The following is a 16,754-nucleotide window of genomic DNA, read 5'->3' on the forward strand; positions in this document are numbered from 1 at the left end:
AGTTTATCGGCAAATTCCCCATACAAACAAGATAAGCAATGTTTCTAAAAGAAAAATTGAAACCCTATTAAAAATAGGCAACAATACCCAGAATAATTTCGTAATATTAAGTGGGAATAAATATGGATCATTCCGTTCATAACAAGCTGGTTTCTTTTATCTGGAGCATTGCAGACGATTGTCTGCGCGATGTGTATGTGCGCGGTAAATATCGTGATGTGATTTTACCGATGTTTGTGCTTCGTCGTTTGGATACCTTGCTTGAGCCAAGCAAAGAAGCGGTATTAGAAGAAGTACGCTTTCAAAAAGAAGAATTGGCATTTACCGAATTGGATGACCTTCCCCTCAAAAAAATTACCGGCCATGTTTTTTATAACACCTCAAAATGGACATTAAAATCCCTCTATCAAACCGCCAGCAATACGCCGCAGTATATGCTGGCCAATTTTGAAGAATATCTTGATGGTTTTAGTGCTAACGTGCAGGAAATTATCAACTGCTTCAAGCTGCGTGAACAAATCCGCCACATGTCTCATAAAAATGTTTTGCTGAGTGTGTTGGAAAAATTTGTCTCTCCTTACATCAATCTTACGCCTAAAGAGCAACAAGACCCGGATGGCAACAAATTGCCCGCCTTGAGCAATTTGGGCATGGGCTATGTATTTGAAGAACTGATCCGTAAATTTAACGAAGAAAACAACGAAGAAGCGGGAGAACACTTTACGCCACGCGAAGTAATTGAGCTGATGACGCATTTGGTCTTTGACCCGCTCAAAAGCCAAATCCCGGCCATTATTACGATTTACGACCCGGCTTGCGGCAGCGGCGGTATGCTGACCGAATCACAAAACTTTATCGAACAAAAATATCCGCTGCCAGAATCGCAAGGCGAGCGTTCAATTTTCCTATTCGGTAAAGAAATCAACGACGAAACCTACGCCATCTGCAAATCCGACATGATGATTAAAGGCGACAACCCTGAAAACATCAAAGTCGGATCCACCCTTGCCACCGACAGCTTCCAAGGCAATTACTTTGACTTCATGCTTTCCAATCCGCCTTACGGCAAAAGCTGGAGCAGCGACCAAGCTTATATTAAAGACGGCAATGATGTTATCGACAGCCGCTTTAAAGTCAGCTTGCCTGATTACTGGGGCAATGAAGAAACCCTCGATGCCACGCCACGCTCCAGCGACGGACAGCTGCTATTCCTCATGGAAATGGTCAACAAAATGAAATCGCCGAATGACAACAAAATCGGCAGTCGAGTGGCCTCCGTACATAACGGCTCAAGCCTCTTTACCGGCGATGCAGGTTCGGGGGAAAGCAATATCCGTCGCCATATCATTGAGAACGATTTGCTGGAGGCCATCGTACAGCTGCCTAACAACCTGTTCTATAACACAGGCATTACCACCTATATTTGGTTGCTCTCCAACAACAAACCTGAAGCGCGCAAAGGCAAAGTACAGCTGATTGATGCCAGCCTCTTATTTCGTAAGCTGCGCAAAAACCTCGGCGACAAAAACTGCGAATTTGCCCCGGAGCATATCGCCGAAATTACCCAAAATTATCTTGATTTCACAGCTAAAGCACGCGAAACCGACAGCCAAAATGAAGCGGTCGGCCTGGCTTCGCAGATTTTTGACAATCAAGATTTCGGCTATTACAAAGTTACCATCGAACGCCCGGATCGTCGTTCTGCCCAATTTACCGCAGAAAATATTGCATCCTTACGCTTTGACAAGAGCCTGTTCGAGCCGATGCAATATCTTTATCAGCAACATGGCGAACAGGTTTACAACGCCGAATATTTAGCCAAAACCGAGCCAGAAATCAGTGCTTGGTGTGAGGCGCAAGGCATAGCCTTAAACAACAAAAACAAAGCCAAGCTGCTGGATGTCAAAACGTGGGAAAAAGCCGCCGCACTTTTTCAGACGGCCTCAACCTTACTCGAACATTTCGGCTCAACCCAATTTGACGATTTCAACCAATTCAAACAAGCCGTGGAAGGCCGTCTGAAAGCCGAAAAAATCCCCCTTTCTGCCACAGAGAAAAAGGCCATTTTCAATGCCGTAAGCTGGTACAACGAAAATGCCGCCAAAGTGATTGCCAAAACACTCAAGCTCAAACCAAACGAATTGGATGCCCTTTGCCAACGCTACCAATGCCAAGTCGACGAGCTGGCAGACTTTGGCTATTACACCACCGGCAAAGCGGGCGAATATCTCCAATACGAAACCAGCAGCGACTTGCGCGACAGCGAATCCATACCGCTTAAACAAAATATCCACGACTATTTCAAAGCCGAAGTGCAACCGCACATCAGTGAAGCATGGCTGAATATGGAAAGCGTGAAAATTGGCTATGAAATCAGCTTTAATAAATATTTTTACCGCCACAAACTATTGCGCAGCCTTGCAGAAGTGGCCCAAGATATTTTGGCGTTAGAAAAACAGGCTGACGGCTTGATTAGTGAAATTTTGGGGGAAATCTATGAGTGATTTAATTATTTATAACACTGATGACGGCAAAGCCAATGTTGCATTATTAGTGATGGAAAACGAAGCGTGGCTTACACAAAATCAGTTGGCAGAACTTTTTGACACCTCTGTACCAAATATAACCACCCACATAAAAAACATATTAAAAGACAAAGAGTTAGATGAAAATTCAGTTATTAAGGATTATTTAATAACTGCCCAAGACGGCAAAAACAACGCCAAGCAGATAGTGAAGATTTAAAAATATTAGAAAATTGGCAAAAAGAAATCAAACAGTTAAAAGATAAACGGTAGTTAAAGCTATGCACCCTATACAAGCGGTCAGATTTTAAGGATTTTTTGCAAATGAGACGATACGAGAGTTACAAAGATTCGGGCGTGGAATGGTTGGGGGAAGTTCCGAGTCATTGGGAAAGTTTCCCATTATTTGTACAGGCTAAAATTTCAAGTATTACTAACCATATAGATAAAGAATTACTTTCTGTTTATTTAGATAGAGGGGTAGTCAAATTTAGCGATGTTGATGAAAAGAGGACCAATGTTACAAGTTTGGATTTAAGTAAATATCAGCTTGTTAGAAAAGGAAACTTAGTTTTAAATAATCAACAGGCATGGCGGGGTTCAGTGGGTATTTCCAACTATGAAGGCATTGTTAGTCCGGCCTATTTGATACTTGAGTTATCTAATAAATTTGATCCACATTATGCGAATTATTTATTTAGAAATGGTTCTATGGTTTCGCATTATCTTATTGCTTCCAAAGGCGTGGGAACAATTCAGCGAAATTTATATTGGGGAAATTTAAGAAGAACGCCTATTTTTATTCCCCCTCTCTCCGAACAACAAAAAATTGCGCAATTCCTAGACGACAAAACCGCCAAAATCGATCAAGCGGTGGATTTGGCGGAAAAACAGATTGCCCTGTTGAAAGAGCATAAGCAGATTCTGATTCAAAATGCGGTAACCCGTGGGTTAAACCCTGATGTGCTGTTAAAAGATTCCGGTGTGGAGTGGATAGGGCAAGTGCCGGAGCATTGGGAAGTGAAAAAGTTAAAATTTGTTTCAAAAATAAATCAACACACATTGCCCGAAAATACAAACGGTAGCCTGAGTATTAAATATGTAGATATTGGAAGTGTATCTTTTGAGAACGGTATCGAAAAAGTAGAGAATTTTTCATTTAAAAATGCTCCATCAAGAGCCAGAAGATTAGCCAATAGAGGAGATATCGTTGTTTCAACTGTAAGAACTTATTTGAAAGCAATAACAATGGTAAAAGAAGAACATCAAGATTGTATATTTTCGACAGGGTTTGCTGTGATAACGTCAAATGAGTGCCTAGAAGATAATTTCTTTGAGTTATATGCAAAAAGTGATGCATTTACGGAGCAAGTCTCTGTGTTTTCTAAAGGTATGAGCTATCCAGCAATTAACTCAACAGATTTATCCAATTTATGGATAACTGTTCCTCCAATTTCTGAACAACAAAAAATTGCTGATTATCTTGAAACACAAGTATCAAAAATAAATCAAGCAATCACATTAAAAACAGCCCATATTGAAAAACTGAAAGAATATAAAAGCGTGTTGATTAACGATGCGGTAACCGGCAAGGTGCGGGTATCGGTGTGAAAAGTGCGGTCAAAAAATCCGATGGATTTTGAATATTGGCGCGACAACTTGAGCATAATGAATAAATTTTTAAAAATTCACAAAAGGGTGAAAAATGGTTTCAGGAATTAAGGAAAAAGATTTAGAAATTGCCATCGAAAAAGCCTTAACCGGCACTTGGCGTGAAAACATGGAAAATAAGCTGGGCGAGCCGAAGGCGGAATACCTGCCGCGCCATCATGGTTTTGAGCTGGCATTTTCACAGGATTTTGATGCGAAGTTTGCGATTGATACGCGTCTGTTTTGGCAATTCCTGCAAACCAGCCAAGAGGCAGAACTTGCTCGTTTTCGACAGCTAAACCCAAACGACTGGCAACGTAAAATTCTAGAGCGGTTAGACCGCCAAATAAAGAAAAACGGCCTCTTGCACCTGCTGAAAAAAGGCTTGGATATTGATAGCGCCCATTTTGATTTGCTCTACCCCATTCCGCTTGCTAGCAGTGGCGAAAAGGTCAAGCAGCGTTTTGAACAGAATCTGTTTAGTTGTATGCGCCAAGTGCCTTATTCTGCTTCGAGCAGTGAAACGGTGGATATGGTGCTGTTTGTCAATGGCTTGCCGATTATTACCCTTGAGCTGAAAAACCATTGGACGGGTCAGACGGCCATTGATGCCCAAAAACAATATCGCAACCGTGATTTAAGCCAAACGCTGTTTCATTTCGGGCGTTGTTTGGCGCATTTTGCCTTAGATACGGAAGAAGCTTATATGACCACCAAATTGGCGGGGCCTGCTACGTTTTTCCTGCCGTTTAATTTGGGCAACAACTGCGGTAAGGGCAATCCGCCGAACCCAAACGGACACCGCACGTCGTATTTGTGGCAAGAAGTGTTCAGCAAAGCCAGCCTTGCCAACATTATTCAGCATTTTATGCGTTTAGATGGTTCAACAAAAGATCCGTTGGAGAAACGCTCGCTCTTTTTCCCCCGCTATCATCAATTAGAGGTGGTGCGCCGTTTGATTGCGGATGTCGGTGAACAGGGCGTGGGCAAACGCTATTTGATTCAACACTCTGCCGGCTCGGGCAAATCTAATTCCATTACTTGGTTGGCGTATCAGTTGATTGAGGCTTATCCGCGCAATGAAAAGGCGGCAAACGGTAGAGAAGCAGACCACCCGATTTTTGATTCGGTGATTGTCGTAACCGACCGCCGTCTGCTGGATAAGCAACTGCGCGACAATATCAAAGATTTTTCAGAAGTGAAAAACATTGTTGCGCCGGCGTTGAGTTCGGCAGAATTGCGGCAATCGCTTGAGCAGGGCAAAAAAATCATTATTACCACGATTCAGAAATTCCCGTTTATTGTCGATGGCATTGCCGATTTGGGTGATAAACAATTTGCGGTGATTATTGATGAGGCGCACAGCTCACAATCCGGTTCGGCACACGACAATATGAACCGAGCCATCGGCAAAACGGAAGACCTTGATGCCGAAGATGTGCAAGATTTGATTTTACAAGCCATGCAATCCCGCAAAATGCGCGGCAATGCGTCGTATTTTGCTTTCACTGCCACACCGAAAAACAGCACTTTGGAAAAATTCGGCGAGAAACAGGCGGATGGTAAATTTAAGCCGTTCCACCTTTATTCCATGAAACAGGCGATTGAAGAAGGCTTTATTTTGGATGTGATTGCGAATTACACCACTTATAAAAGTTTTTATGAGATCACTAAATCAATTGAAGATAATCCGGAGTTTGACAGTAAGAAGGCACAAGGCCGTCTGAAAGCTTATGTAGAGCGTTCGCAACAAACGATTGATACCAAGGCGGAAATCATGCTGGATCATTTTATCCAGCAAATCTTTAACCGTAAAAAACTCAAAGGCAAAGCCAAGGGAATGGTGGTAACGCAAAATATTGAAACCGCCATTCGCTATTTTCAAGCGTTAAAACGCTTGCTGGCTGAGCGAGGTAATCCATTTAAAATTGCGATTGCGTTTTCAGGCAGTAAAGTGGTTGATGGTGTTGAATATACCGAAGCAGAAATGAACGGCTTTGCAGAAAGCGAAACCAAAGAGTATTTCGATCAAGATGAATATCGTTTGCTGGTGGTGGCCAATAAATATCTGACCGGTTTTGACCAGCCGAAATTATGTGCCATGTATGTGGATAAGAAACTCTCCGGCGTACTTTGTGTGCAAGCTTTATCTCGTTTAAATCGCAGTGCGAATAAGTTGGGTAAACGCACGGAAGATTTGTTTGTGTTGGACTTTTTTAACAGCGTTGAAGATATTCAGCAAGCATTTGAGCCGTTTTATACTTCTACGTCGTTGTCGCAAGCAACCGATGTCAATGTCTTGCATGATTTGAAAGATCAGTTGGATGAAACCGGCGTGTATGAACAAGCGGAGGTCAACGACTTTACTGAAGGCTATTTTGCCAATAAAGACGCACAGCAATTAAGTAGTATCATTGATGTGGCGGTTCAACGTTTCGATCATGAGTTGGCGCTTGAGCCAACCCAAAAAGTCGATTTTAAAATCAAGGCAAAACAGTTTTTAAAAATTTACGGGCAAATGGCCTCCATCATCAATTTTGAAAATATCGCTTGGGAGAAGCTTTATTGGTTCCTCAAATTCTTAGTACCAAAATTAAAAGTACAAGATCCAATGGATGAATTTGATGAAATTTTAGATGCAGTGGATTTAAGCTCTTATGGCTTGGCGCGTACTAAACTGAATTACAGCATTAAATTAGATGATGAAGAAACTGAGCTTGATCCACAAAATCCAAATCCACGCGGTACGCATGGTGAAGATAAAGAAAAAGATCCGATTGATGAAATTATTCGAGTGTTTAATGAAAGATGGTTTCAAGGCTGGAGCGCAACGCCGGATGAGCAACGGGTAAAATTTATCAATATTACTGAGCGTATTCGTAGCCATAAAGACTTTGAGCAGAAATATCAAAATAACCCGGATATTCATACCCGTGAATTGGCTTTCCAAGCCATTTTGCGCGATGTGATGAGCGAACGCCATCGGGATGAACTAGAGCTATACAAACTTTTTGCCAAAGATGCCGCATTTAGAACCGCTTGGACGCAGAGTTTGCAACGAGCTTTGGCTAGGTAGAAATAAAGGCCGTCTGAACGGTTGGGTTTCAGACGGCCTCGGTATCAGCGTAGGTTAAGCGCCCTATCCGCTGTTTTATTTACATTTGGTTTTGGCCAAATTCACGGCGGCGGTCAGGCTTTTTTCGTTGACTTCGCCGGTGATGGTTTGTTTGTAGCCGCATTTCGGCGCTTCGACGACTGTAAAGGGCAGTACGCCAACGTTGTTGCCGTGGGCTTTCATGAAGTTGCGGCTGTTGGCGCCGGTGTAGCGCCAAATCGGATAGCTGACTGGCGTTTGTTTCAGGAACTTGCCGATGTTGTCGGTCGTATCCAGCGCAATGCCGACCATATCGACGCTGCCTTTTTTCTGAGCTTTGTACCATGCGGACATGGCGGGCATTTCTTTACGGCAGGGGCCGCACCAGGTTGCCCAAAGGTTGACCACGCGCACGGGGGCTTTGAGCGAGTCCAGGCTTTGCGGTTTGTTGTCCTGCCAACCTGCTGTTTCATCGGCGGCAAAGGCCGGCGCAGCGGTAAAAACGGCGGCGGACAAGAGAAGGGCGGTTAAGGCTTTCATGGTTGTATCCTTGAGGTTGCCAATCGAAATGGGGTTTATTGTAAAACGGTTTGGTGGGTATGCCTACCGATTCATATCAAGATATCAGGTAAAAAGTTTGAGTAAAAATCAGTTGCAGACGATAATAACCGCCATCATTGAATGATTTTGCAATAATACGGAGACTTTCATGCCGTCTGAATTCACACTTTATCACAACCCGCGTTGCAGCAAATCACGTGACGCGCTGGCTTTGCTCGAAGAAAAAGGCGTTGCCGCCGACGTGGTCAAATATCTGGATACCGCGCCCGATTTGGCGACTTTGCAGGATATGTTTGCCAAACTCGGCATCGAATCGGTGCGCGGCATGATGCGCACCAAAGACGATTTGTACAAAGAATTGGGTTTGGACAATCCCGATTTGGACAATGCCGCCCTGCTTCAGGCAATTGCCGAACACCCTGCCCTGCTCGAGCGTCCCGTTTTGGTAACGCCTACGCGCGCAGCCATCGGCCGTCCGTTGGAAAACATTGCCGCCCTACTCGGCTGATGGGGTTGGATAAGGCCGTCTGAAGATGATTTCCCTGCTTAAAAGCCGCAATGGCCTGCGATATTACCTGTTTCGCGGCCTTGCTTTGAGCGTTTTGCTGGTGTGCGGTATTTTTTTGAGCGGCACATGGCAGATTTACCGGACAGGTTTGCAAACCTTGCCGAAGGACGCTCATGCCGATGCGGCGGTGGTGTTGGGTGCGGCGGCGTGGGACAAACGCCCGTCGCCAGTGTTCCGTGAGCGCATCAACCATGCCATCACGCTCTACCAAAGCCATCGGGTCGGCAAAATCATTTTCACCGGCGGTACGCCCAAAAAAGGATTCATGACCGAAGCCGAAGTGGGGCGCCGATACGCGCTCAAGCAGGGCATACCGGCGCACAATATCCTATTTGAAAACACGTCGCGCAACACTTACGAAAACCTGCGCAATATCGTCCCTATCATGCACGCCAACGGCATCGGCAGCATTATCGTTGTCAGCGACCCGTATCATTTGGCGCGCGCTGAAGAAATGGCCGCCGATTTGGGCTTGTCAGATGCGCAGTTCTCCGCCACCCCGACCACGCGCTTTGATGAGCGCAGCAAGAAAGCCAAGTTCCTGATGCAGGAGAGCTATTCTTTGTTTCTCTACCGTATCGGCAAATGGAGCGATGCGGTTTGGAATTGGATAGGTGGTTGAGCTTTCGGTAATCCATGTAAAAGGCCGTCTGAAGCCTTTTAGGTTTCAGACGGCCTAAATGTATTCTTGCTTATTGATATTGATTTGCAGCTACACTGCCAAAAAAGACTACAGCCAGTACCAGATAAATTACCATTACGATGGCAAACAGAATCAAGGTAGCCTTGAAATAATTGGCTTTATTTGGATTGGTGTTTGAGCCGAATGCCCATACAAGCATCATAACTATATTGACCAGCGGAATCATCATAATCAAGTTTGTTATCAACCATTCTTTGATGCTTACAATCGGAGCCTGCTGATGGCCGATTTGGTTTTGTTCAATCATATCTTGTCCAATTATATTAAATAAAAAGAATAATAATTATACATAATAAAGCCTTATTAGTATAGCATACATATTCAGACGGCCTGAGCCTATGATTTTTGCAGCCGCTATTTCAATCGGATGTAAAACGTACCGTCCGGCACGACGGGCAGGTATTTGCGGTAGAAGTCCAGATAGGTCTTGTTTGGGTCTATGTCGGCAAACTGCTGCGGATACAGGGTTTTGGCGATAAATTGCGCGCTGGCCAAATCGGTGAGCGAGCGGGAGGCGGTGTGGTAGATGCCGTAAACGCGTTTGTTTTTGACGGCAGGAATGTCTGCCCAGCCTTTGCGTTTGACAAATCCGGCCAGGCGGCGTTGCGCATCGGCCTGGCTGATGCCTATGCCCATCGCCATAATGCCAGGCTTGTCTTTATGGCCGTTTTCCGTCCCCGAAATGACGATGACGTCGGGTTTGGCCGTCAGGAATTTTTCAGGGTTTATCGGTCCCCAGTTTTTAACGTAAGGCGCGGCGATATTGTTGCCGCCTGCTGTGTCGGCAATCGCGCCCCACATATCTTTGCCGAAGGTGTAGCTGTATTCGGACGGGCCTTTGTCGCCGAACTCGATATAGATTTTCGGTTTGGACTGCTTGGCGCGCGCGACACGTTTTTGGATGTCGGCAATGCCTCGGGCGTATTCGGCGGCAATTTTTTGGGCGCGCGCCTGCGTACCGTTGAGTTCGCCGAAAATTTCCGCACTGCGCGTGTGCCGCGCGACGGTTTCGGCGTTGAAATCGACCACGACGACGGGTATGCCTGCCGCTTCAATGCGCGGCAGGTGGGTGGCGATGGCCTTATACTGCCAGTCGGCCAGAATCAATACGTCCGGCTTGAGCGCGAGCGTTTTCTCCAGTGAAAACGTGCCGGTGCTGATGTTGCCGATGTCCGCAATGTTTTGCAGCGTAGGCAGCTTCTGTTTGAACATCGCCCAGCTGCCGGGATTGAATTTCTCCCAAAACTCACGCGAAATGCCGATGACGTTTTTAAATTTGTCCGTACCCGTTACCGCGATATAGTCGGGATAGTAAAACGCCAAAACCGCGCGTTTAACAGGGACATCGACTTTGACTTCGCGTCCCAATACGTCTTTGATAGTTTTGATTTCGGCTTGGGCAAAAAGGGGCAGGAGGGCGAGGGCAGCAAATAAAGCGCGTTTGTTCATGAGCGGATACTTTCAAAGAAATAATTATCATTTGTCTTATTTTTAGGAGAAAAGTTCCCAGACGGTCCTTCTGCGCCGACATTATTTTCAGACGGCCTTACATTGTTTAAACTACGCTGAAAAAGTAAAATAACTGTTTTAAAAGATTTTGGAGCCATCATGACCGTCAAAACCCGTTTCGCCCCCAGCCCCACCGGCTACCTGCACATCGGCGGCGTACGCACCGCCCTGTTCTCATGGGCGTTTGCCCGCCATCATAAAGGCGAATTCTTATTGCGTATCGAAGACACCGACTTGGCGCGCTCTACTGCCGAATCCGTCAACATCATCCTCGACGGCATGAATTGGGTCGGCCTGAACTACGACAACGCCGACAACGTCGTTTACCAAACCCGCCGTTTCGACCGCTACAAAGAAGTCATTGCCGAACTTTTAGAAAAAGGCCATGCCTACTACTGCTATTGCAGTAAAGAAGAGTTGGAAGCCATGCGCGAGAAAGCCGAAAAAGAAGGCACGGCGACTTACGACCGCCGCTGGCGTCCGGAAGAAGGCAAAACCCTGCCCGAAATCCCTGCCGATGTGCAACCTGTTGTCCGTTTCAAAACGCCTCTGGACGGCGTGACCAAATGGACGGACTTGGTCAAAGGCGAAATCTCTATCCCCAATGAAGCACTTGACGACCTGATTATCGCCCGCGCCGACGGCACGCCGACCTACAACTTCTGCGTTGTCGTGGATGACTACGACATGGGCATTACCCACGTTATCCGTGGTGACGACCATGTGAACAACACCCCAAAACAAATCAATATTTTAAAAGCCATTGGCGCCACCCTGCCCGAATACGGCCACCTGCCGATGATTCTTAACGAACAAGGCAAAAAAATCTCCAAACGCAGCGGCGATACCGTTGCCATCACCGATTTCGGCGCAATGGGTATCCTGCCCGAAGCCATGCTCAACTATCTGGCACGCTTGGGCTGGGCGCACGGCGACGACGAGTTCTTTACGATGGAACAATTTATCGAATGGTTTGATTTGAAAGACGTTTCCCCGTCTCCAAGCCGTATGGACTTGAAGAAACTCTACTGGATTAACGGCGAACATATCAAAATCACCGCCAACGAAAAACTGGCCGAAATGGTGAAACCGCGCCTTGCCTTGCGCGATATCCATGAAACAAGCAAGCCTGCTTTGGAAGACGTGTTGGCATTGGTCAAAGACCGCGCCCAAGACCTGAACACACTTGCCGACGAGTGCCTCTACTTCTACGTCAAACAAACGCCTGCCGAAGCAGACGTGCAGAAACACTGGGACGACGAAGCCGCCGCCCGTATGCTGCGCTTTGCCGAACGCCTCGAGGGTTTGGAAGACTGGAACGCCGAAGCCATCCACGACCTCTTCAAACCTTTCTGCGACGAAGAAGGCATCAAAATGGGCAAACTCGGTATGCCCCTACGCCTCGCTGTCTGCGGTACGGCAAAAACCCCAAGCGTCGATGCCGTATTGGCATTAATCGGCAAAGAAGAAGTGTTGAAACGGATTCGTTCGTAAGGCATGAATGATAAAAGGCCGTCTGAAAACTAGGGATGCCAAGTTTTCAGACGGCCTTTTCTAATAAAACCAGAAAATAATGGAATAAGGCGGAGAATATGAGAAAATAATAGCCGCCTACCTGTCACAACAGTTGATTGAATTAACTTTTATCGGCAGCCTGAATGTCCGGATTGGATAAAATAAGCCATTAAGAACAAAGACCAACAAGCATATTATGTAAAATTGGCGGCTGAAAAATCGGCTCTGCGCTTTACTTTACAAATCAAACAACTTTAAAGGAAAACCCATGAAAAAAACCTTACTTGCCCTGATGATGTTATCCGCCGCCGCCGTGTATGCCGGTGAGGCGGAAGACCGTTTGCTGTCCGTCCAATCGGTTTACCGTGCCGCTTTAAATGAGCAAAACAGCAACGACAGCAAAATCATTTCCCTGCAAAGCGATTTGGAAAGTGCGCAGCGCCGTTTACAGGCCGCACAATCCGATATTGACCGTTTGAAAGGCGAAATTCAGACGGCCTTGGCTCAGAAAGAGCAGCAAAATGCCAAGCTGCAACAAGCCGGCCAGATGTTGGACGCGGCTTGGAATGCCGTTTACGGCGTAGGCGGCAGCAAGGCGAATCAATAATTTAGACATTGTATTATTTGCGTTTTACGCTTCTTTTATCATATTTATAAGGAAACCTCATGTCCCTACCTCCCTGCCCGAAATGCCAATCGGAATACACTTACGAAGACGGCGCTCAATACGTTTGCCCTGAGTGCGCCCATGAGTGGAACGAGGCCGATGCTGCGGCTGCAAGTGATGATGCCTTGGAAGTCAAAGATGCCAACGGCGCGGTCTTGCAAGATGGCGATACGGTTGTCTTGATTAAAGATCTGAAAGTCAAAGGCAGCTCTATGGTCATCAAGCAAGGCACCAAAGTCAAAGGCATCCGCCTGCAAGAGGGCGACCACAATATCGGTTGCAAAATCGATGGCAGCGCGATGAACTTGAAATCTGAGTTCGTCAAAAAAGCTTAAAGATTTTATTTTTGAAAGGCCGTCTGAAACCCTAATATCAGGTTTCAGACGGCCTTTATACATTTCATTCAAAATTAAACAAATCTTTATTTAAAATTGAATAAATTGAATAGGATTGCATTTGAGGTCACCTGAAAAAGCGGCGGAAAAATGTTCCGCACATACGCGGGTGTAAAACCGTTAAAATAACGCTTTCCCCTATTCTACGGAACCATTATGCCTCAGCCGACCGCCAAACAGATTTTGCACGAAGTATTCGGTTATCCCGAATTTCGTGGCAAGCAGGAGGCTATCGTCAATGCTTTGGCCGGCGGCGAGAGTTTGATGGTGCTGATGCCGACGGGTGGGGGCAAGTCTTTGTGTTACCAGATTCCGGCGCTGATGCGCGAAGGCGTGGCGGTTGTCGTATCGCCGCTGATTGCGCTGATGAACGACCAAGTGGCCAGTCTGCATGTGGCCGGGATTGAAGCGGCGGCAGTCAACAGCAGCACATCGGTAGATGAGGCGCGCGAGATTGCCGACAAGCTTGCCCAAGGCCGTCTGAAACTGCTTTATGTCGCGCCGGAACGCTTGGTTACCGACCGCTTTTTACGTTTTCTCGACCAACAAACCGTCAGTCTGTTTGCCATTGATGAGGCGCATTGCGTCAGCCAATGGGGACACGATTTCCGCCCTGAATATCAACAGCTCGGCATGCTTGCCGAACGTTATCCGAACGTCCCGCGCATCGCCCTGACCGCTACCGCCGATGCGGCCACGCGCGCCGACATCAAGCATTATCTGCACTTGGACAATGCGCCCGAATTTATCTCCAGCTTTGACCGTCCGAATATTTATTATCAGGTTATCGAAAAAAATAATGGTAAAAAACAATTGCTGGATTTTATCCGCAAGCAGATGCATGGGCAAAGCGGCATTGTGTATTGCCTAAGCCGTAAAAAAGTCGAGGATGTGGCGCAGTTTTTGTGTGAAAACGGCTTGGAGGCAATTCCGTATCATGCCGGTTTGAGCATGGACGTGCGTGAGGAAAACCAACACCGCTTTACGCATGAAGACAATATTATCGTGGTGGCAACCGTGGCGTTCGGCATGGGCATAGACAAACCCGACGTGCGCTTTGTCGCCCATCTCGATATGCCCCAGAGTGTCGAACATTTTTATCAAGAATCGGGGCGCGCCGGCCGGGATGGGCTGCCTGCCGTGAGCTGGCTGTGTTACGGCTTGAACGATTGGGTGTTGTTGCGCGAGAGGATTGCCGAAGGCAACAGCGACGAGGTGCAAAAGCAAATCGAAATGCAAAAACTCGATGCCATGCTTTCTGTCTGCGAAACCGCCGCCTGCCGCCGCGTACTGCTGCTTAAACATTTCGGCGAAGAATCCGAACCTTGCGGCCATTGCGACAACTGCCTGCATCCGCCCGTACGGTTTGACGGCACAGTGTTGGTGCAAAAATTACTCAGCTGCGTGTACCGCGCCGGACAACGTTTTGCCGCCGGTTACATCACCAATCTTTTGCGCGGCAAAAGCGATGATTGGATACAGCGCAACGGCCATGACAAGTTATCCACATTCGGCATCGGTAGCGAACAGACTGACAAGGAATGGCGCAGCGTCATCCGCCAGTGCATCAGCCTGGGCTATCTCAATGTCAATGTCGAGCAGCATCAAGCCTTGCAGCTGACCGAAGCGGCAAAAAAAGTCCTCAAGGGTGAAACCGAAGTCATGCTGCGTCCCTTGCGCCGCGAAAAAACAGCCACCCAAAAGCCGAAAGACGATTGGTTGCGTACAGAACGAGAAGAGCGTTTGTGGCAGGCGTTGCGCCAATGGCGGCAACAACGCGCCCGGGCAGAAGAAGTGCCGGCCTATGTGGTTTGCGGCGACAAAACCCTGCGCGATATTGTCGAAAAAATGCCCCGAAGTTTGGAAGATTTACATCAAATCTACGGCTTGGGCGAGGCGAAAATCAATAAATTCGGTTTGGAAATACTCGACGTTTGCGAAACGGCCGAAGCTGGTACGGTTTCCACAGACAGTGCACAAGTTATCCCCAGCTTGGGCGAGCGCGAATAGGCCTTAAAACAGGCTTTGGAAACTTGGCGCGAGCAGCAGGCAAGTGCCGATCAAGTAACGCTGGGGACGGTATTCTCCAACGAAAGCATGGACGATTTGCTGACCAATACGCCTGCCGAACCCATCGACCTTTTAGGCGTGTATAAACTCGGCGAAAAACGTATCGAACAATACGGTGAGGGCATTTTAAACATCTGCCGCCCGTTTTCAGACGGCCTGAGCGAAGAGGACAAACGCAAACGCCGATTGATGCGCCGTCTGCTTCAGTGGAACATCGATACTGCCCGCCATGAAGGCCTCGAAGCCTATCAGATATGCAGCAAAGTTACCTTGCGCGCCATTGCCGCCCGACAGCCGCAAGATTTGGCGGAGCTGGCGGAAATCCACGGCATGAATGAGGAGAAAACCGACAAATATGGTGCGGAAATTGTCGAATTGTGTAAACAAGCGGATTAATTGATCGCGGTTTATTGTCAAAGGCCGTCTGAAACCCAATTAAGCATGGTGTTTCAGACGGCCTTTTTGAATTTTTAATCTTTATAAAACAATGAATAAGAAAATATCTTTATTTGTTTTGTCAGTTTTCCAAAGCTGCCGCGTCTAAACAGGCATGAAATATGGGATGGTGCCGATTGATGTTTCGTCCCAGCCCATTTGACACACATCGATAAGGAAAATAAATGAACACCTCAGCCAATCCCTCTTGGCAGGCTGCTTTCGGTTTGTTGGCACTCAGGCTTTTTGCCGCGTATGAATTTCTTGAGTCCGGCCTGGAAAAATGGAACGGGGAAAACTGGTTTGCAGATATCAACAGTCAATTTCCCTTTCCGTTCAATTTGTTGCCGGATACGGTCAACTGGAATTTGGCCATGTGGGCGGAACTTGTTTTGCCTGCGCTACTCATCGTCGGCTTGGCAACGCGGCTGTCCGCGCTGGGATTGATGGTCGTAACGGCCGTCGCATGGTCTGCGGTACATGCCGGCTTGGGGTACAATGTGTGCGACAACGGTTATAAAATGGCACTGATTTATTTGGTGGTTTTATTTCCTGTCCTATTGCAGGGCGCAGGCCGTCTGTCTTTGGATGCCCTGCTGAAGAAACGCTGTTGCCGTATCAAGCATTTTCTTTAATGATTCACGGTCGCGGGCCGACTTTAAATGCCCGATATTATCCCTTAATTTGTTTAAACCCATATTTTTAAAAGGAAGTTAAAATGAAAAAAAATGTAGCTGCTGCTCTGGCCGGTGCACTGTCCCTGTCTCTGGCTGCCGGTGTTGTTGCCGCTGATAAAGCCGCCAGCGACGTGGCCGTTGAGAAAACTGTTAAAGCTGCCGAAGGTACTTGCGGCGCACAAGCAGCATCTAAAGCAGGCGAAGGTAAATGCGGTGCAGCCATGAAAAAAGCCCACGCTAAAAAAGGCAAAGCATCTAAAGCCAAAGCTGCCAAAGTAGTAGAAGGCAAATGCGGCGAAGGTAAATGCGGTTCTAAATAATCCTGCAACATACCTTTAACAAAGTCGCATTTTATAAACGAAAATGCGACTTTGTCGTTCATACG

Annotated in this window: 13 protein-coding genes and 2 pseudogenes; 12 read left to right on the forward strand and 3 right to left on the reverse strand. The window is 46.9% G+C overall.

Annotation, left to right across the window (positions count from 1 at the left end; translation table 11 throughout):
• The first annotated feature begins 122 nt into the window (after nt 1-122).
• The 4 genes and pseudogenes from ACTHSX_RS02610 to ACTHSX_RS02625 all read left to right on the forward strand — a co-directional run bounded on the left by ACTHSX_RS02610 (nt 123) and on the right by ACTHSX_RS02625 (nt 7,251).
• On the forward strand, nt 123-2,504 hold the full coding sequence (locus ACTHSX_RS02610; protein WP_440376735.1) for a type I restriction-modification system subunit M: 2,382 nt from the start codon (nt 123-125) through the stop codon (nt 2,502-2,504).
• A pseudogene (locus tag ACTHSX_RS02615) lies at nt 2,497-2,715 on the forward strand (hydroxyacid dehydrogenase); the annotation flags it as partial. The gene ACTHSX_RS02610 and the pseudogene ACTHSX_RS02615, both read left to right, overlap by 8 nt.
• 134 nt (nt 2,716-2,849) lie before the next feature.
• Complete coding sequence (locus ACTHSX_RS02620; protein WP_440376736.1) at nt 2,850-4,136, forward strand: restriction endonuclease subunit S; 1,287 nt, start codon at nt 2,850-2,852, stop codon at nt 4,134-4,136.
• A 94-nt stretch (nt 4,137-4,230) separates the two neighbouring features.
• Nucleotides 4,231-7,251 (forward strand): type I restriction endonuclease subunit R, encoded by a 3,021-nt coding sequence (locus ACTHSX_RS02625; protein WP_440376737.1) that lies wholly within the window; start codon nt 4,231-4,233, stop codon nt 7,249-7,251.
• A gap of 75 nt (nt 7,252-7,326) precedes the next feature.
• Here ACTHSX_RS02625 and ACTHSX_RS02630 read toward each other — a convergent pair whose 3' ends face one another.
• On the reverse strand, nt 7,327-7,809 hold the full coding sequence (locus ACTHSX_RS02630; RefSeq protein WP_063076503.1) for a TlpA disulfide reductase family protein: 483 nt from the start codon (nt 7,807-7,809) through the stop codon (nt 7,327-7,329).
• Between the two features lie 169 nt (nt 7,810-7,978).
• Here ACTHSX_RS02630 and arsC point away from each other — a divergent pair, with 169 nt between their 5' ends.
• Together arsC and ACTHSX_RS02640 are read left to right on the forward strand one after the other, a co-directional pair.
• Nucleotides 7,979-8,338 carry an arsenate reductase (glutaredoxin) gene (gene arsC, locus ACTHSX_RS02635; RefSeq protein WP_070584450.1) on the forward strand — a complete coding sequence of 120 codons (360 nt, stop codon included), beginning with the start codon at nt 7,979-7,981 and terminating at the stop codon, nt 8,336-8,338.
• Between the two features lie 25 nt (nt 8,339-8,363).
• The gene (locus ACTHSX_RS02640; RefSeq protein WP_296186144.1) at nt 8,364-9,020 is read left to right on the forward strand and encodes a YdcF family protein; all 657 of its coding nucleotides are present in this window, start codon (nt 8,364-8,366) and stop codon (nt 9,018-9,020) included.
• A gap of 70 nt (nt 9,021-9,090) precedes the next feature.
• Here the strand turns inward: ACTHSX_RS02640 and ACTHSX_RS02645 are convergent, their stop codons facing one another.
• The gene (locus tag ACTHSX_RS02645; protein ID WP_049349229.1) at nt 9,091-9,348 is read right to left on the reverse strand and encodes a hypothetical protein; all 258 of its coding nucleotides are present in this window, start codon (nt 9,346-9,348) and stop codon (nt 9,091-9,093) included.
• Between the two features lie 107 nt (nt 9,349-9,455).
• Nucleotides 9,456-10,550 carry an ABC transporter substrate-binding protein gene (locus tag ACTHSX_RS02650; RefSeq protein WP_296186147.1) on the reverse strand — a complete coding sequence of 365 codons (1,095 nt, stop codon included), beginning with the start codon at nt 10,548-10,550 and terminating at the stop codon, nt 9,456-9,458.
• 159 nt (nt 10,551-10,709) lie between these two features.
• Between ACTHSX_RS02650 and gltX the strand changes: the two genes are divergently transcribed.
• From gltX to ACTHSX_RS02680, 6 genes and pseudogenes are all read left to right on the forward strand, one after another.
• Nucleotides 10,710-12,104 carry a glutamate--tRNA ligase gene (gene gltX, locus ACTHSX_RS02655; protein WP_440370512.1) on the forward strand — a complete coding sequence of 465 codons (1,395 nt, stop codon included), beginning with the start codon at nt 10,710-10,712 and terminating at the stop codon, nt 12,102-12,104.
• A gap of 289 nt (nt 12,105-12,393) precedes the next feature.
• Nucleotides 12,394-12,732: a hypothetical protein gene (locus ACTHSX_RS02660; protein WP_296184962.1), complete on the forward strand. Its 339-nt coding sequence runs from the start codon at nt 12,394-12,396 to the stop codon at nt 12,730-12,732.
• A 59-nt stretch (nt 12,733-12,791) separates the two neighbouring features.
• On the forward strand, nt 12,792-13,127 hold the full coding sequence (locus tag ACTHSX_RS02665; RefSeq protein ID WP_107868354.1) for a zinc ribbon domain-containing protein YjdM: 336 nt from the start codon (nt 12,792-12,794) through the stop codon (nt 13,125-13,127).
• Nucleotides 13,128-13,343: 216 nt separating this feature from the next.
• Nucleotides 13,344-15,653 (forward strand): annotated as a pseudogene (gene recQ, locus ACTHSX_RS02670) (DNA helicase RecQ).
• A 224-nt stretch (nt 15,654-15,877) separates the two neighbouring features.
• Complete coding sequence (locus ACTHSX_RS02675; RefSeq protein WP_070590022.1) at nt 15,878-16,327, forward strand: HvfX family Cu-binding RiPP maturation protein; 450 nt, start codon at nt 15,878-15,880, stop codon at nt 16,325-16,327.
• A gap of 83 nt (nt 16,328-16,410) precedes the next feature.
• Nucleotides 16,411-16,689, forward strand: a complete 279-nt coding sequence (locus tag ACTHSX_RS02680) for a hypothetical protein (RefSeq protein ID WP_311458465.1) — start codon at nt 16,411-16,413, stop codon at nt 16,687-16,689.
• Nucleotides 16,690-16,754 lie beyond the last annotated feature (65 nt).

It is taken from the genome of Neisseria sp. P0014.S002 (assembly GCF_051958295.1).
GTDB classification, from domain to species: Bacteria; Pseudomonadota; Gammaproteobacteria; order Burkholderiales; family Neisseriaceae; genus Neisseria; species Neisseria flavescens_B.

Excerpts from the sequence above, each read along its gene's own strand:
- ACTHSX_RS02625 (WP_440376737.1), top strand. The coding sequence starts at position 4,231 with ATGGTTTCAGGAATTAAGGAAAAAGATTTAGAAATTGCCATCGAAAAA.
- ACTHSX_RS02620 (WP_440376736.1), top strand. The coding sequence starts at position 2,850 with ATGAGACGATACGAGAGTTACAAAGATTCGGGCGTGGAATGGTTGGGG.
- ACTHSX_RS02665 (WP_107868354.1), top strand. The coding sequence starts at position 12,792 with ATGTCCCTACCTCCCTGCCCGAAATGCCAATCGGAATACACTTACGAA.
- ACTHSX_RS02645 (WP_049349229.1), bottom strand. The coding sequence starts at position 9,348 with ATGATTGAACAAAACCAAATCGGCCATCAGCAGGCTCCGATTGTAAGC.
- ACTHSX_RS02660 (WP_296184962.1), top strand. The coding sequence starts at position 12,394 with ATGAAAAAAACCTTACTTGCCCTGATGATGTTATCCGCCGCCGCCGTG.
- ACTHSX_RS02630 (WP_063076503.1), bottom strand. The coding sequence starts at position 7,809 with ATGAAAGCCTTAACCGCCCTTCTCTTGTCCGCCGCCGTTTTTACCGCT.
- ACTHSX_RS02650 (WP_296186147.1), bottom strand. The coding sequence starts at position 10,550 with ATGAACAAACGCGCTTTATTTGCTGCCCTCGCCCTCCTGCCCCTTTTT.
- ACTHSX_RS02610 (WP_440376735.1), top strand. The coding sequence starts at position 123 with ATGGATCATTCCGTTCATAACAAGCTGGTTTCTTTTATCTGGAGCATT.
- ACTHSX_RS02640 (WP_296186144.1), top strand. The coding sequence starts at position 8,364 with ATGATTTCCCTGCTTAAAAGCCGCAATGGCCTGCGATATTACCTGTTT.
- ACTHSX_RS02675 (WP_070590022.1), top strand. The coding sequence starts at position 15,878 with ATGAACACCTCAGCCAATCCCTCTTGGCAGGCTGCTTTCGGTTTGTTG.
- ACTHSX_RS02680 (WP_311458465.1), top strand. The coding sequence starts at position 16,411 with ATGAAAAAAAATGTAGCTGCTGCTCTGGCCGGTGCACTGTCCCTGTCT.
- gltX (WP_440370512.1), top strand. The coding sequence starts at position 10,710 with ATGACCGTCAAAACCCGTTTCGCCCCCAGCCCCACCGGCTACCTGCAC.
- arsC (WP_070584450.1), top strand. The coding sequence starts at position 7,979 with ATGCCGTCTGAATTCACACTTTATCACAACCCGCGTTGCAGCAAATCA.